The sequence below is a fragment of the Streptomyces sp. LE64 genome, assembly GCF_052606915.1.
Window position 1 is genome coordinate 2,722,183 of record NZ_CP199708.1, and the last position, 14,731, is coordinate 2,736,913.

Below are 14,731 nucleotides of genomic sequence, written 5' to 3' on the forward strand. Positions count from 1 at the left end.
CCCCCACCTTCTGCCGAATGGAATCGAACACAACAGCTCCGCTAAACAATCCGGCGCTGTCAGTTTCCACTTGCTTAACCATGCCTACTCCATGGGCCGAACCCGCCCTCCCCCGGCGGATATTCAATTACTGTTCGTGCCCACAGCGTTGCGCATCGGAGCAACGAAGTTCAACGCTGCACATGTTCCACACGATCCATGTCACGGAAGGGGCGCCCAGTGAGCCAACCCATCGCCACGGGCGGGATCGGGACCATCACGACGGCCCAGATGTTCGGAGCGGTGCTCCGCCATCTGCGCAAGGCCGCGGGCTACACGCAGGAGGGACTGGCCGCCGACATCCCGTGCGACCGCACCCTCGTCACCCGCGTCGAGTCAGCAACTCGGGTCCCGCAGGACACCTTCGTACGGAAGTGCGATGAACTCCTGGGCACCGGAACCATCTTGATAGACCTCTGGAGCCAGGTGGACTGGTACCCGTCCGTCGAACACCCGGACTGGTTCAAGCAGCGCGCCGAGATGGACGCCAGGGCGATCGCGCTGTACGAGTACCAAACCCAGGTGATTCCTGGCCTTCTCCAGACCAAGAATTACGCGCACGCGCTGTTCTCCCTCGTGAACGACGACGCTCACATCGACGAGCCCGTGCGTGCCCGGATGAGTCGGCAGCACAGATTCTTGATGACTGACGGTCCCCTACTGATCGCGGTGCTGGACGAGAGTTGTCTGAGGAACGTGGTGGGGGACTCGGAAGTCATGCGGGAGCAGTGCGCTCACCTGTTGCAAGTCGGCGAACTACCCAACATCCGCATCCAGGTGGCCCCGTCAAGCAGACCCGGCATCCTCCGACCCAACACCTCAATGTCACTGATCACGCTTCCGGACGACAAGCGATGGGTCTACTCCGAATCCCTGGATCGCGGTCACTTCAGCAAGGACCCGACCGTATTTGCCCAGCACCTACAGCTCTATGATGTGCTGAGGGCGGACGCTCTTTCGGCTCTGGAGTCCGCAGCGCTGATCAGCGAGGTACTGGAAGGACACGGGCATCATGGTCAAGCACGGCCTCGACGCGACGTGGCGCAAGAGCAGCTACAGCGGGCACAACGGCGGCAACTGCATCGAAATAGCCCCAGGTATCCCCGACTTCGTCCCGGTGGGTGACACCAAGACCCCCGCCGCCCCCGCACTGATAGCGAGCCACACCGCCTGGGCAACGTTCGTGACGGGAGTCAAGGATGGCAGTTTCCGCGCCTGAACCCACCACCTGGCACCACTCGTCCCACAGCGGATCGAACGCCGGCAACTGCGTCGAGTGGTCCCCGAACCACCGAGGCGAGGTGGCCGTACGGGACAGCAAGCGCGCACGGGCGGGGAGTGACGGACCGGTGGTCCGTGCGTCCCGCACCGCCTGGACGCACCTCGTCCACTGGACGACGAACGGGTCGTCCACCCACTGAACTCGTGCCGCACCAAGGGGCCGTGACCCAACCGGGTCGCGGCCCCGACCATGTTCCAGCACGTTCCCGGCACTGCCCGAGCACTGCGGAAGCCCCGCACGAAGGGCAGGGTGGACCTGTCGCGGAAGCGCCCCACCGCGGAGCCCCGCGACCCGTCCCGTTCGTCCGTCGCTCCCCCCGTCACGGACGAACGGGGCCGCCACACCACCCTCACACACAGCACGAGGAGAGCATGATGGGCACCAGGCTCGCGACCGGCGAGGACGGCAACGGTCCCGGGGACGGCTCGGGAGGCGAAGGCGGTGGTGGCGGGCTGCCCGGGCATGCTGTCCGACCTGGACGTCCGCCCCGGGCAGCGGGTGCTGGAGATCGGGACCGGCGGCGGCTGGAACGCCGGGCTGCTGGCCCACCGCCTCGGCGCCGACCGGGTGGTCTCCGTCGAGGTCGACGCGCACCTCGCCGACGCGGCCCGGGAACACCTGCACCGCATCGGCCTGCACCCCCTGGTGGTGACCGGGGACGGGCTCCTCGGCCATCCGCCGCGGGCGCCGTACGACCGGATCGTCGCCACGGTCGGCGTGCGCGCGGTCCCGTACGCCTGGGTGGCACAGACCGTTCCCGGCGGTCTGGTCCTCGCGCCCCGGAGCCAGCCGTACGGCAACGCCGACCGGCTCGTCCGCCTCGTGGTGAGCGAGGACGGCGCCTCGGCGAGCGGGCGCCTGTCCACGCCGGTGGAGTTCATGAAGGTCCGGTCCCAACGCCACCGCGTGGACCAGGCCGCCTACCTCCCCGACGGGTTCCCCGGTGACGCGACCGACGGAACCACCACCCTGACCGCGGCCGACCTCGGCGCCGACGACCGGGCGCACCATCCCTTCGCCTGCGTCGCCGGCCTGCTCGTGCCCGACTGCACCCTGCTCACGGACCGCCGCGGCTCCGCCGTCAGCACCTGGCTCTACGGCCTGACCGACCGGTCCTGGGCGGCGGCCGTCCTCGTCGACGGGACGAGCAGGGGCAGCACCACCGTCCACCAGGCGGGCCCCCGCAGGCTCTGGGACGAACTGACCGCCGCCCACCACTGGTGGACCCGGAACGGATGCCCCGACCCCACCCGGTTCGGCGTCACCGTGACGGAGACCGGAGAGACCACCTGGCTCGACGCCCCCGACCGCCCCCTGCCCCGCGTCTGACGACCGTCCCGTCACCCCGTTCGGCCCCGGCGCGTCCCCGCCGGGGCCGGCCCCGCACCCCACGGCGAGCGGCGCGCCCGGCGCGCCGCCGACGCAGAACCGGTCGAGTCCCGTGCCGTACGTACCGACACCGGACGGATGCCTGCAAGGACGTGCAACGGCATGGAGGTCCCGGCGCCTCCCTCCGTAACGTCGTGCACACACCGAGCGACCAGGAGGTGCGGGATGGCAGTACCCGATCTGTACGGTCTTCCCCTGACAGAGGCCGTGTTCGCCAGGGCCTGCGGGGGCAACACCCATCCGGACGGCGAGTCGTGCGTGACCCTCGCCCGAATCGGCGTCGACGCCTGGGCCGTGGGTGACAGCAAGCGACCGGACGCGCAGCCCCTCCGTTTCACCACCGCCGAGCTTGAGGCGGCGGGCATCGACCCGACGCAGTTCGGCGTACCCGTCTGAGCCGCAGCCGTCGACCGGCCCCGCTGAACGCTCGTCGTTCCAGCGGGGTAGCCCTCCCGGAACGGAGCACGTCATCCACATCCACGGCTATGCGTGGCTCGGCGAGAAGGCGAGGTTCGACCAGGAGAGCCTGCGTCGCCCCCTGGGTGAGTCACCCTGCCTCACCGCTCCCGCGGAGGTCGCGGAGCGCTACCGTCGCGCGGCGGCCGAATTCCCCTCCGCCGATCTCCCCCCGGTCCAAACCGCACACTGGCTGTTGAAGCCGCCGTCACAGGTGCGGGGAACCTGGCGTGATCCCGAGGAAGCCGCCGCATGGTTGCGGAATCGGCTGGCACAACTCTCTCCGCGCTTCGCCTCGGGCGTGGAACGTGAAGCTCGCTGGCTGACCGTTCTGACGCACTCGGCCACCGAGCGTCTGACGCACGGCGGAGACGTCTCCCTCGGGCATTACCTCAAGGGAACCCTCTTCCACTCGGTAGCCCTGGTGACGTGCTCGCCTAACCGAAGCGCACCCCAACTCGCCTGTCCCACGCGCTAGTCGAGGACGTTCCAACGATCGGTGGAACACCGCAGGCATTGCCCCGACGGTTCACCGCCGATCAACGTGTTCACGTCGGGCGAAGCTGCACAGCGCCTTCCAGGCTGCCGACATCGCCCTTCCCGGCACGGGCCTGTGGTTGTTCGACGACACCGAGGTCCTGTTCACCCACTTCTCCGGCGACGGCGAGGTGGTCGACCGCGAGTGGCGAACCGAACCGGAGGTCGTGGCGCTGGTCTCCACCGCCTTCGAGACGGTCTGGGAGCGTGCGACCCCCCACGCGACCTACCGTCCGGGCTAGCGTCTCCAGGCGTGACCACGCCTTCCTCCTCCAGCGCACAGCGCGCCCGGCGCACGCTCGCCGATCACCTGACCGAGCTGTGTCGGGCCGCCGGGCTCACGGGCCGGGGCCTCGCCCGCGCGTGCGACTGGTCGCCGTCCAAGTCGTCACGGATCATGAACGCGCGTACCACCCCCTCCCCCGACGACGTCCGGGCCTGGTGCCGTGCCACGGGCGCCGAAGGGCGGACGGGCGATCTGCTCGAACTCCTCCGGTCCGTCGAGGGAACGTGGATCGAATGGCGTCGCATGGAGCGGACGGGCCTCCGGCACGCCCAGGAAGCACGCCTGCCGCTCTACGAGCGGACCCGCCACTTCCGCTCCTACTCGCCCGGCCTCGTCCCGGGGCTGCTCCAGACCCGGGAGTACACCGAAGCCGTCCTGCGGGCCGTGCGGCGACGGCGGGTCGAGGTGGATGACGTCGCGGACGCCGTAGAGGCCCGCATGGCACGGCAGCACGTGCTCTCCAGTGGTCAACGGCGCTTCGCGTTCCTGGTCGAGGAGGCCGTGCTGCGCAACGCGCCGTGCGGGCCGGCCGTGCTGGCCGAACAGCTCGATCGACTCGTGGAGATCGGCTCTCGCCCCCACATCAGCCTGGGCGTCCTGCCCACCACCCCCGACCGTTCCCGGATGCCGGTCGAGGGCTTCTGGATCTACGACACCGAACAGGTCAACGTCGAGTTGGTCTCGGGTTACCTCACGATCACCCAGGCATCCGAAATCACCATGTACGCACAGGCGTTCATGCAGTTGTCCGCATCGGCCGTGTACGGCGCCGACGCCAGCGCACACATCACCGCGGCCAGGGGCGCCCTCCGCCGGGGCTGCGACCGGGACGGTTCACCGTGATCGGAAGGCGGCTCGTGGGACGAGCGCACGCGAAGCGGCTGGTATGACTGGGGCATGCAGGAAGAAACCGCATGCTCCGCGATCGACACGTTCATCTCCGCGTTCAACGCCTCGGACGACAGCTATGTGACTGCTCTGCTCTCCCAGGCCCTGACCTCAGACGTGGTCTTCTGGGGACCCTTGGGCCGCAGCGAAGGAATCGCGGCGGTCGAGCGGTTCGTGCTGGACATCCGGCGCCACCCGGCGGGGACCGGCACGATGGTGCGCTGCTCGGCGGTGGACATGCCCGACGAGTGGGCTCGGTACCAGTGGGTCTTCACCACTCCTGACGGAGGCCCCCGCCTGGCCGGAACGGACGTCGTCCATCTGCGACGGAGCCTCATCGACCAGGTCATCGTCTTCGCGGGGGAGATCGAGCCGTTCGCCCACGGCGATTGAACAAACCGTTTAAGTCAATGTGTTGACAACGATCAGTGGGCTGGCTCACCCTTGCGCCATGTCGTCGCCCCATGCCCAGCACCACGCCGATCCCTTCGCGCCACCACATCCCGAACAGGCCCGAGCACGCCGCGTCCACGCCTCCCTGTTCCGCATCGCCGAGCGCCACGCGACGACCGAGGAGCAACGCACCCGCCAGGTCCACCCCTCGGTCATCGGGCCGCACGAAGCCGTCAGGTTGGTGTCCTTTCTGCTCAGCGGAGCCGCCCGACTCCACGACGACGAGCCGGAGGTGGACCCCGCCGACATCACCGCCGCGTTGAGCCTGCTGCCACTGGTCCGCGGGGAGATGGACGAACTGGAAACCGGGCTCCTCCAGATGGCCCGCGGTCGCGGCATGACCTGGCAGGAGATCGCCTTCGGCCTCGGGCTGGGCACCCCGCAAGCCGCCAGACAGCGGTACGAACGGTTGGCCAGCCGGAGCACACCCGACGCGGAGGGCCCGGAACAGGAAGGATCGGCGCCCGCCGCCCACACCTAGCGTTCCGGTCGGTCCGTCCCGATCACTCCGTCACGGGCAGGCACTCGGCGAGCAGCCCGAGGACGTCGTGCCAGGCCCGCTGCGCATGCCGTGGGTGGTAGCCGACGCCGGGGACCACGGGGTGGTCGACCGTCGGATGGTGGAAGGCGTGCAAGGCGCCCCCGTAGACCACGAGGCGCCAGTCCACGCCCGCGCCCTGCATCTCGGCCGTGAACGCCGCCCGTTGGGCGGGCGGCATGATCGGGTCCTCCGACCCGACCCCGGCCCACACCGGGCATCGGATGCGCGCCGCTTCGCCCGGTCGGCCGGTGGTCGTTGCGTTGACGGTCCCGATCGCCCGCAGGTCCACGCCCGCGCGCCCGAGTTCCAGCACGATCGCGCCACCGGTGCCGTAGCCGATGCCGGCGATCCGGTCGGGGTCGGTCCGCGGTTCGGCGCGCAGCACGTCGAGCGCCGCGTGGCCGATGCCCCGCATCCGGTCCGGGACGTCGAGCAGGGGCAGACAACGGGCCAGCATCTCCTCGGGGTTGCTCAGATAGCGCCCGCCGTGGAGGTCGAAGGCGAGCGCCACGTACCCCAGTTCGGCGAGGGCGTCGGCCCGGCGGCGCTCGACGTCGCCGAGCCCCGTGCCCTCCGGGCCGAGCAGCACGGCGGGCCGGCGGCCGGTACCGGCCGGGAGCGCCAGGTGCCCCACCATCGTCAGACCGTCGGCCAGGTACTCGACCGGGCGCGTAGTGATCGTCGTCATGGAACGGGACGGTAGTGATCGTCGGGCCCGGCCGGGACGCGTTTCACCGCCGGCCGAACGGCACGGGCGCCCCGCCTCGGCGGCCAGGAAGCCACCGAGGGCCCGGGGGACGCCCCGCTGCCGTGCCCGTGGGACGTCGGCTGCCGCACGGATCACCCGACGGCCGGCGCGACCGGGCCGAGCCGTACCGCGGCCCTGGCCGCGCGCATCGCCTCCCGGGCCCGCGCAGCACCGAGCCGGGCCACCGCCACCCCGGCCCCGGCGGCGTCCGCAGGTCCGCCGAGGCCGGCGCAGGCGCGGCAGAGGCCGGGGCGGGGCACCGGGTCACGGCACTCGGTGCACTCGGCGTACCGGGCCCCCACGGGCGGCGCGGGGGCCGGGACGGGCGGCATCTTGTGTTCCAGGCGGTGCCGGAGCACCGCGACCGGGGAGTGCACCGGCGCGGGCAGGCCCGGCAGCAGGGCCCGCGCGAGGTCGTCGGGGGTGCTGCCGCGCTCCAGCCACCGGGTGACCAGCGGCGCCAGCTCCACCGCTTCCGCCTCGCCGAGGCGCAGGCGCGGCTCGGGACGGATCACCCGGAGCAGCACGGCGACCGCTTCGCCGACCCGCCCGTCCGCCGCCGGTGCCGTCGCCGGCAACGGAGGCCGAGGCGGGGGCGGAGGCGGGGACGGAGGCGGAGGTGGGGGTGGGGGTGGCGACGGAGGCCGAGGTGGGGACGGCAGAGGCGGTGGTTCGCCGGTGTCCTCGGGGCGCTCCGCCTCCCGCCACCCTCTCGCCTTCGCCTGCGGCTCGACGAACTGCGCGGCGGGGAGGGAGGGTTCTTTGTACCGGTTCTTTATTAGGGCGCCTACGCCGCCAGTGCCCCGTCCACCGGAAGCCGGACGGGTGACACCCGGCGCCACCACGCGCTGCGGGGTGTCGTAGACGTGGGTCTCGGTGCGCAGGGTGCCGTCCGGCAGGCGGATCTTCTCTACGCGGTAGAAGCCGGCGTCGGTCAGCTCCTTCAGGGCCTTGCGGATCGCGCCGCGCCCCTGGGGGCTGGTGTCGGCCATCTGTCGGCCGTCCTCGCACCGGCCGTCGGGGCGGGAGAGGAGGTCCGCGAGCAGGCCGCGGGCAGTGTAGGACAACTGCCGGTTCTGCAACACGCAGTTGGGCAACACGGTGAAATTGCTTGCGTGGGCGCTACGATGGACGTGCATGGGGAGGGTTAGCTCCTAGTGCCGGGCCCCGGGGTGTTCCAGCACCGCCGGGGTCATCTATGTGTTCGGGTGGAGCGGGAACGTAGCACACGCACCGAGCACGGTTCGACACGGTCAGTGATCGATCGCAATCATGCGTCACTCGATGCAACACATGCTCCTCCCCAGTCACCAAGTAGCAGATGTCGATACTGACTCCTGTCATTGCCGATCCCGAGCGGACGCCGAGCGGGCAGCAGGGCGATCCAGGCCGGGCCTGGTCGTGGAATCCCGGTGGTGCACGGCCCTCGAACCGTGCACACTCCCCAGTCATGTCGACGAAGCCTCCGGCCGGACCGCTGTGCACGCGCGATTCACTCGCCTCCGAGCTGCTTGACCTGGGCCTACGCCCCGGTGAGACCCTCCTCGTGCACTCCTCCCTCAGCTCGCTCGGCTGGGTGTGCGGTGGTTCCGGCACCGTCGTCACGGCCCTGCTCGACGCCCTGGGCGACCGCGGAACCCTGGTGGTGCCCACGCATTCCGGCGACAACTCGGATCCGGCGGAGTGGAGCGATCCGCCCGTGCCCGAGGCGTGGTGGGCTGACATCCGGGCGTCGATGCCGCCCTACGACCCGCGCACCACGCCCACCCGCGGGGTGGGTGCGATCCCGGAGACCGTCCGCACCTGGCCGGGAGCCGTCCGCAGCGCGCACCCGCAGACCTCGTTCGCGGCCGTGGGCCCGGGCGCCGCCGCGATCGTGGACGACCACGCACTGGACTGCCGGCTCGGTGAACGCAGCCCGCTCGCCCGGCTGGAAGGGGTCGGGGCACGGGTCCTGCTGCTGGGCGCGGACTTCGCGTCCTGTACGGCGTTCCACCTGGCGGAGTACCGGATTCCCGCCCCTCGGGTCGACAACTCCTTCGCCATCATGACCACGCAGGGCCGCAGTTGGCACACCGTGCGGGACACCTCGATCACCGATGACCGCTTCGACGAGCTGGGCGCGGCCTTCGAACGGGAACGCCCGGTGGTACGGGGCACGGTGGGGGCGGCCCGGGCCCGACTGTTCTCCCTGGCCGACTCCGTCGCGTACGCCCGGGTCTGGCTGGCCGAGCACCGCCCGCGCCCGTCCTCGACCGGCAACGAGCCGCTGGTGTCCCCGTCATGATCGACAACGCTCGTAGCTACCGGCGGGGTCAGGTCTCCCCCGCCGAGGTCCTCGCGGCCATCGGCAGGTTCCGCGGCGCGTACCAGACCCGGCGGCTGACCGCGGCGCTCGACGAGATCGAGGACTCCACCGGCGACATGCGCCTGGTCGAGGGCGACCTGCACGTACCCGGCGACCTCGACCTGCCCCGGGAGCGGATCCACCTCCTGGTCGTGCTGGGCGATCTCCTCGTCGACGGTGCCTACGGCGACGGCGACGACCCCGAGTCCTTCCTGCTGGTGACCGGCGACATGCGGGCGCGCGACGTCGTGACCGCCGGGTGGTTGGAGGTCCACGGCGACCTGAGCACCGACCGGCTCGTCGGCGACTACAACGACTGCGGCGCCCACATCGGCGGCGACGTCCGCACCCGGCTCTTCTACGGCGAGGAACACCACTTCGCCATCGGCGGCGCGCTCCACGCGGACGCGGTGCTCGGTCGCCCTCGCCTGGAGATCGCCACCCCGCCGACCGCGATCGCCCTGGACGACCCCCGCCTGCTGGAACACGTCGACCGCGACCTGCTGCGCGTGCTCGACGACCACGACGGCGACGGCGCCCCGATCGCCTTCCTGGACGGCTTCCGCGACTTCCGCGAGCTGAAGCGGCGGGTCCGCGCCGGCCTGCCGCTCCGCACCGCCGGCACCCACGTCGACTGAGCCTCCACCCGGGCCCGACCCCGTCGCCGTCCGGCCCGCCTGCCGACCGCACCGGCCCTCGCGGCCCCTGGTCCGCCTGACCCTCCTCGCGTCCGCGATAGGTTGCCCGGCATGACCGAACACGGCCCGCCCGCCTGGCCGCCCGCCCCGATCAGGACCGCGCGGCTCCTGCTCCGCGCGTCCGAGGCCCGTGACCGTGCCGTGTACGTCGAGCTGTTCGCCTCGCCGGAGGTCGGCGCCCACCTGGGCGGCGCACGCTCCCGCGAGGAGTTGGAGCGCGTGGTGCCCGAGGTGCCCGGACGGCGCCCCGGCTCCTTCGTCGTCGAGCTCGACGGCGCGATGATCGGCACGGTCACCCTCGACCGGCGCGCCACGGGGCGCCCCGTCCGTCCGAACGCCGAGGAGACCATGCTCGGCTACCTGTTCCTGCCCGGGGCGTGGGGGCGGGGATACGCAGCCGAGGCGTGCGCGGCGGCGCTCGGCTGGTTCACCGAGGCGTCCCCCGGCGAACCGGTGGTGCTCTGCACCCGGACCGACAACGACCGCTCGATGCGCCTCGCGGCGAAGCTGGGGTTCGGCGAGGTGGAGCGGTTCGAGGAGTACGGCGCCGAGCAGTGGTTCGGCGTGCGGGTGCCGACCCCGGTGTGAGCGGCGGCCGCGCGAGGACGAGGAGCCTTCGGGCGGGACGGGCGTGGTCCCGGGAGCCGTGTGCCGGGGGTCGCCGGTGCGCGCCCCGGTCCCGGCCGCCCTACCCCAGTGCCCGGTCGACCAGCCGCCGAGCCGCCCGGGACTGGGCGTCCGCCCGGCCCGGTTCGGTCGGCAGGGTGAACAGGGCGGCGGCGACCGCGGTGGCACCGTCCGGTGTCACCCCCGTTTCCGAGACCACGCCCAGGTGCGTGCCGCCGTGGAACCACACGCCGGCACCGCCCGCGCCCGGACGCCGGGCGAGCCCCAGCCCGTAAGCCGTGCCCGGCGGGCCGAAGTCGGGGGCCGGGACCGTCCGCTTCATGGCCGCGACCTGCGCCGGAGCCAGCAGCCGGCCGCTCAGCAGGGCGCGGAGGAAGACCGTCACGTCGTGCGGCGTACTGATGATGCAGCCGTCCGCGCCGCCCGCCGACGCGACGGTGGTGTCCGTCAGGCCGGTGGTGCCCGGGAACTGGGTGTAAGCCACCGCGGTGGGCCGCGGGACATGGGACGAAGTGCCGGGGACGAGGGTGTTGCGCAGCCCGAGCGGAAGGATGATCCGCTCGTGGACCTCGTGCGCCCAGGGGTTGCCCGTCACCCGTTCCACGATCATGCCGGCCAGGACGTAGTTGGTGTTGGAGTACCCCCAACGCCGTTCCTCCGCGGGGTCCGTGGCGTCCGGCGTCCAGAGCGGTGGCCTGCTCAGGGCGGCCGTCACCTGCTCCTGCGGGCCCCCCGGGCGGAATCGGTTCCGGCGGTAGGCGTCGGGGGTGAACGGGGAGCCCTCCGAGGACGACAGGTAGTCGTTGAGGCCGCTGGTCTGGCGCAGCAGATTGGCGACCGTGATCCTGGAGCCGTCGTTCCCGTTGCCCCGGACCACGCCGGGGAGCCACCGTTCGACGGTGTCGGTGAGGCGCAGTCGTCCCTCCGCCACGAGTTGGAGGACCAGGGCGGCGGTGTACGTCTTGGTGTCGCTGCCGATCCGGTAGTAGGCGTTCCAGGGAACCGGTCCGTCGTGCCCCAGGTCCGCCACCCCGGCCCGGGCGACGGTCCGACCGCGGGGTGACCGCACCTCCGCCAGCACGCCCGTGGTGCCGGTGGCCCGGATCGCGTCGACACCGGCCTGGAGGGCGCCGCCGGACCGGGGCAGCGGGGCGGCGGGACCGGCAGCGGCGGCCACCAGCGTGACCGCCGTCGCCGCCGCTCCCGTCAGACCGGAACGCCTGCTGAGGAAAGGGCCGTTCGTGCGCATGCTGCTCCCAGGGGATCACCGTCGACCGTCGGTTCCGACGCTAGGTGCGGCCACGGGTCGGCACCATCGGGCCAGCCCGTGGACCCGTCCTGGGGGCAACCCCCGGTCATGGTCCGGAAGGGGGAACCCGGGGCCCCGGGTCAGGGGTGCGCGGCAGCAGCCGGCGCACCCGGCAGGCGCACCACCGCCGTACCGGCCTGGGACTCGCCGAAGCCCCAGCCCGCGACGAGGGAGTGGCCGAGCGCTGCCAGGTCGGTCTCCGGCCAGGCGTCGGCTCCGCAGCGGAAGCCGCCCTCCGTGCGGGCGTCCCGTTCGCTGAGGCAGAGCATGCGGAGGTGGTCTCGGAGCGCGGGATGCGGGACCGCGCTCAGCTTCTCCTCCCAGGGCTCGCCGGCGGCGCGGGCGTACGTCATGTCGTCCACCGACACCAGGTGTGCGGGGCCGCGTTCGGTGAACGTGGCAGCCCGCATCGCATCGGTGAGGGTGCCGTCGGTCCTGACGCGCAGCACCACGCTCAGCCAGCCGTTCAGCTTCTCGGACCGCCTGCCGGTCAGGTCCACGCCGTGGCGAGCGAGGAGGGGGCCCAACTCCGTGCCGTACAGCATCACCAGACCGCTGTCCTCATCGACCCGGGCGACGGTCCGCACGTCGGCGACGAAGGCGTCGTCGAACGGCCGGGGGCCCTTGTGACCGCCTTCGGCCCAAGGCCCCGTTCCGTCCAGGAGGTCGGGGTCGAAGCAGAACACCGACCGGCTCGGGTCGAACCACCACGCGCTCGGGGAGAACGGGTACTCCCCCTCCTCGGCCAGCAGTCGCCTCGGCTCGCCGGCCGTCAACGCGTCGGTGGTGGCCCAGGTGCTCGGGAACAGGAACTCGTTGACGGAGTCCGAGCCGTAGTACACCCCGTAGCCGGCACCGGGCTCGACGGTCGGCACCCCGCCGAGCAGTATCTCGAAGGCCGCCGTCAGCGCGGCGTCCCAGCCACCGGGGTCGGCGCCCGGATCGGCCGCCGGACCGGCCGCCGGACCGGGAGTCGGATCGGTCGTCGGGTCCGTCTCGGATGTCACGGGCCGCTCCTCCGCGTGCTGCCGCACGGGTTCGCGCGGGTCGCCGCACGGTACCGGCCGGCACTGACGCTCCCGGGCGGGCCGGCACCGGGACGCCCCGGCCGGGGTCGGGCGCCCGCACCGCAATCCGGTTGCGGTGCCCCTACCGACGGGGCACTGTCTACCCGTGATCGAACTGCGCGTTCTGAGACCGGACGACTGGCCGGTGTGGCGGAAGCTGCGGCTCGCGGCGCTCGCCGAGGCCCCGTACGTCTTCGGCGCGACGCTGGCCGACTGGCAGGGGGAGGGCGACCGGGAGGAACGCTGGCGCGGTCGCTTGGAGATTCCGGGTGCGCACAACGTCGTGGCCCACCTCGACGGCGAACCGGTCGGGATGGTCAGCGGCGTCCCCACGGCCGCCCCGGACGCGGTGGAGCTGATCTCGCTGTGGGTGGGCCCCGGGGCCCGGGGGCGGGGGCTGGGCGACGCGCTGGTCGAGGAGGTGCTGCGGTGGGCGGGCCGGGACCCGGGCCGGAAGGTCCTGCGGCTGTCGGTGGCCCCGGGCAACACGGCGGCCCTCGCCCTGTACGAACGGCAGGGCTTCGAGGGCCTCGGACGGCACAGCGACGGCCCGTCCGCCGAGCCGGACGGGGAACTGGTCATGGTCAGGCGACTGACCTCCTCGTGACCCGGCCCGTCCTCGAACTCCGTTGCGGGACAAGGTGGTTCGGCTACTTCTCCCCGGCCGCGTACGCGGCGAAGGATCGCGGCGGGCGGCCCGTCAGCTCGTGGACGGTCGGGCTCACCGTGGCCATGTCGCCGGCCGCCATCTCCGCGTGGAGCGCGAGCAGATCGGCCACGAACCAGTCGGGCAGGCCCCGGGCCCGTAGGTCCGCGGCGGCCTCGGCGGGCGGCAGGTCGTGGAAGGGCCGTCCGAGCAGGTCGGCGATCTCCCGGTGCGTCAGGGCCTCGGGACCGGTCAGTTCGTGGATGCCGGGTGCGTCCGGGTCCGGCGGCGCGCCGGTCAGCAGGGCGAGGGCGCAGGCGGCGACGTCACCGGCGTCGACGTACGCCACCCGTCCCGCGCCGTAGGGGCCGGCCACCGCTTCGGGGCGGGCGAAGCCACCGGCGCCGGTGGCGAAGTTCTGCATGAAGCCGGTGGGGCGCAGGCTCGACCAGGCGAGGCCGGACGCCCCCAGGTGGCGTTCGATCTCCCCGTGCGCGCCGACGCTCAACGCCGCGCGGACGCGGGCCCGCCAGGCGGACACCTTGACGACATGGGTGATGCCGGCGGCAGCCGCCAGGTCGACGACGGTGGTCTGCTGCCGGACCACGGGTTGGGGACCGGGGACGGGGAGGGCGCCGCCGCTGTCGAGGAACAGCCGGTCGACGCCGTGCAGGGCCGCCGCGACGGACGGCGGGTCGTCGAAGTCGCCCACGACGAACGGACCACCCGATTCCCGTCCCCGGTCGGGGGTTCGGACCAACGCCCGGAAGGGCACGCCCGCTTCCCGGAGTCCGTGCACCAGTCGTCGGCCGACCGTGCCGGTCGCACCCGTCACCAGGATCATGCCCGTCCCCCCGTGGCCGTTCGTCGCGAACCTCCGCATCCAACTTAGCGGAGGGCGCCTCCGGTTACTAGGGCGCACCTCCCGGCGGGGCGGAAACCGCACACACCAGCCACCATCATCTGGTCAGGTTGCATCTGCGCCCCGATGCTCCTTACTGTGGCGCACATGCCGTCGTACACCATCGGGCAGGCCGCCCGTCTCCTGGGCGTCAGCCCCGACACCGCCCGCCGCTGGGCCGACGCCGGGCGGGTCGCCACGCACCGCGACGACGCCGGGCGGCGGATGGTCGACGGCAGGGACCTCGCCGCGTTCTCCGTCGAGCTGGCCGCACAGGGCGCCGGGGACGAGGAGGAGGCGCCGCACACCTCCGTCCGCAACGCGTTTCCCGGGATCGTCACTGCCGTGAAGCTCGGGGACGTGGCCGCCCAGGTCGAGATCCAGGCGGGCCCGCACCGGCTGGTGTCCCTGGTGACCCGGGAAGCGGTCGAGGAACTGGGTCTGGAGGTCGGCGCCCGGGCCACCGCCCGGGTCAAGTCCACCAACGTCCACATCGACCGTGCCTGAACGCACCCCG

At 72.3% G+C, this 14,731-nt stretch carries 20 protein-coding genes; 15 read left to right on the forward strand and 5 right to left on the reverse strand.

Annotated features, from left to right (window positions below; genetic code table 11):
- The first annotated feature begins 270 nt into the window (after positions 1–270).
- The 10 genes from ACSMX9_RS12180 to ACSMX9_RS12225 all read left to right on the forward strand — a co-directional run bounded on the left by ACSMX9_RS12180 (position 271) and on the right by ACSMX9_RS12225 (position 5,811).
- Positions 271–1,164 (forward strand): helix-turn-helix domain-containing protein, encoded by an 894-nt coding sequence (locus ACSMX9_RS12180; RefSeq protein ID WP_445402966.1) that lies wholly within the window; start codon positions 271–273, stop codon positions 1,162–1,164.
- A complete protein-coding gene (locus ACSMX9_RS12185) occupies positions 1,127–1,258 on the forward strand; it encodes a DUF397 domain-containing protein (RefSeq protein ID WP_445402967.1) in 132 nt (43 codons plus the stop codon). The genes ACSMX9_RS12180 and ACSMX9_RS12185 overlap by 38 nt, the downstream gene beginning before the upstream one ends.
- Positions 1,239–1,460, forward strand: coding sequence for a DUF397 domain-containing protein (locus tag ACSMX9_RS12190; RefSeq protein ID WP_351238107.1), 222 nt, complete (start codon positions 1,239–1,241; stop codon positions 1,458–1,460). Before ACSMX9_RS12185 ends, ACSMX9_RS12190 begins: the two co-directional genes overlap by 20 nt.
- A gap of 323 nt (positions 1,461–1,783) precedes the next feature.
- Entirely contained in the window at positions 1,784–2,650 is an 867-nt protein-coding gene (locus tag ACSMX9_RS12195; protein ID WP_445402311.1) for a methyltransferase domain-containing protein, read from the forward strand.
- 225 nt (positions 2,651–2,875) lie between these two features.
- On the forward strand, positions 2,876–3,106 hold the full coding sequence (locus ACSMX9_RS12200) for a DUF397 domain-containing protein (RefSeq protein ID WP_445402313.1): 231 nt from the start codon (positions 2,876–2,878) through the stop codon (positions 3,104–3,106).
- Positions 3,107–3,179: 73 nt separating this feature from the next.
- Complete coding sequence (locus ACSMX9_RS12205; protein WP_445402968.1) at positions 3,180–3,644, forward strand: hypothetical protein; 465 nt, start codon at positions 3,180–3,182, stop codon at positions 3,642–3,644.
- A gap of 85 nt (positions 3,645–3,729) precedes the next feature.
- A complete protein-coding gene (locus ACSMX9_RS12210) occupies positions 3,730–3,945 on the forward strand; it encodes a DUF6879 family protein (protein ID WP_445402969.1) in 216 nt (71 codons plus the stop codon).
- Positions 3,946–3,956: 11 nt separating this feature from the next.
- Positions 3,957–4,832: a helix-turn-helix domain-containing protein gene (locus ACSMX9_RS12215; RefSeq protein ID WP_445402315.1), complete on the forward strand. Its 876-nt coding sequence runs from the start codon at positions 3,957–3,959 to the stop codon at positions 4,830–4,832.
- Positions 4,833–4,886: 54 nt separating this feature from the next.
- A complete protein-coding gene (locus ACSMX9_RS12220) occupies positions 4,887–5,270 on the forward strand; it encodes a nuclear transport factor 2 family protein (protein ID WP_445402317.1) in 384 nt (127 codons plus the stop codon).
- A gap of 58 nt (positions 5,271–5,328) precedes the next feature.
- Positions 5,329–5,811, forward strand: coding sequence for a DNA-binding protein (locus tag ACSMX9_RS12225; protein WP_445402319.1), 483 nt, complete (start codon positions 5,329–5,331; stop codon positions 5,809–5,811).
- Between the two features lie 22 nt (positions 5,812–5,833).
- Here the strand turns inward: ACSMX9_RS12225 and ACSMX9_RS12230 are convergent, their stop codons facing one another.
- Both ACSMX9_RS12230 and ACSMX9_RS12235 read right to left on the reverse strand, forming a co-directional pair.
- Positions 5,834–6,559 (reverse strand): dienelactone hydrolase family protein, encoded by a 726-nt coding sequence (locus ACSMX9_RS12230; RefSeq protein WP_445402321.1) that lies wholly within the window; start codon positions 6,557–6,559, stop codon positions 5,834–5,836.
- Between the two features lie 152 nt (positions 6,560–6,711).
- Positions 6,712–7,686 carry a hypothetical protein gene (locus ACSMX9_RS12235; protein ID WP_445402323.1) on the reverse strand — a complete coding sequence of 325 codons (975 nt, stop codon included), beginning with the start codon at positions 7,684–7,686 and terminating at the stop codon, positions 6,712–6,714.
- A gap of 383 nt (positions 7,687–8,069) precedes the next feature.
- Here ACSMX9_RS12235 and ACSMX9_RS12240 point away from each other — a divergent pair, with 383 nt between their 5' ends.
- From ACSMX9_RS12240 to ACSMX9_RS12250, 3 genes are all read left to right on the forward strand, one after another.
- Positions 8,070–8,906, forward strand: coding sequence for an aminoglycoside N(3)-acetyltransferase (locus ACSMX9_RS12240; RefSeq protein ID WP_445402325.1), 837 nt, complete (start codon positions 8,070–8,072; stop codon positions 8,904–8,906).
- Positions 8,903–9,604 carry a hypothetical protein gene (locus ACSMX9_RS12245; RefSeq protein WP_445402327.1) on the forward strand — a complete coding sequence of 234 codons (702 nt, stop codon included), beginning with the start codon at positions 8,903–8,905 and terminating at the stop codon, positions 9,602–9,604. The genes ACSMX9_RS12240 and ACSMX9_RS12245 overlap by 4 nt, the downstream gene beginning before the upstream one ends.
- A gap of 111 nt (positions 9,605–9,715) precedes the next feature.
- Positions 9,716–10,252 (forward strand): GNAT family N-acetyltransferase, encoded by a 537-nt coding sequence (locus ACSMX9_RS12250; protein ID WP_445402329.1) that lies wholly within the window; start codon positions 9,716–9,718, stop codon positions 10,250–10,252.
- 100 nt (positions 10,253–10,352) lie between these two features.
- On the opposite strand, the gene ACSMX9_RS12255 is transcribed toward ACSMX9_RS12250, so the two are convergent.
- Positions 10,353–11,540, reverse strand: coding sequence for a serine hydrolase domain-containing protein (locus ACSMX9_RS12255; protein WP_445402331.1), 1,188 nt, complete (start codon positions 11,538–11,540; stop codon positions 10,353–10,355).
- A 140-nt stretch (positions 11,541–11,680) separates the two neighbouring features.
- On the reverse strand, positions 11,681–12,607 hold the full coding sequence (locus ACSMX9_RS12260; protein WP_445402333.1) for a hypothetical protein: 927 nt from the start codon (positions 12,605–12,607) through the stop codon (positions 11,681–11,683).
- A gap of 166 nt (positions 12,608–12,773) precedes the next feature.
- Here ACSMX9_RS12260 and ACSMX9_RS12265 point away from each other — a divergent pair, with 166 nt between their 5' ends.
- Entirely contained in the window at positions 12,774–13,274 is a 501-nt protein-coding gene (locus ACSMX9_RS12265) for a GNAT family N-acetyltransferase (RefSeq protein WP_445402335.1), read from the forward strand.
- Positions 13,275–13,317: 43 nt separating this feature from the next.
- Here the strand turns inward: ACSMX9_RS12265 and ACSMX9_RS12270 are convergent, their stop codons facing one another.
- Complete coding sequence (locus ACSMX9_RS12270) at positions 13,318–14,157, reverse strand: NAD(P)H-binding protein (protein WP_445402337.1); 840 nt, start codon at positions 14,155–14,157, stop codon at positions 13,318–13,320.
- 165 nt (positions 14,158–14,322) lie between these two features.
- Between ACSMX9_RS12270 and ACSMX9_RS12275 the strand changes: the two genes are divergently transcribed.
- Positions 14,323–14,721 carry a TOBE domain-containing protein gene (locus ACSMX9_RS12275; RefSeq protein WP_351238085.1) on the forward strand — a complete coding sequence of 133 codons (399 nt, stop codon included), beginning with the start codon at positions 14,323–14,325 and terminating at the stop codon, positions 14,719–14,721.
- Positions 14,722–14,731 lie beyond the last annotated feature (10 nt).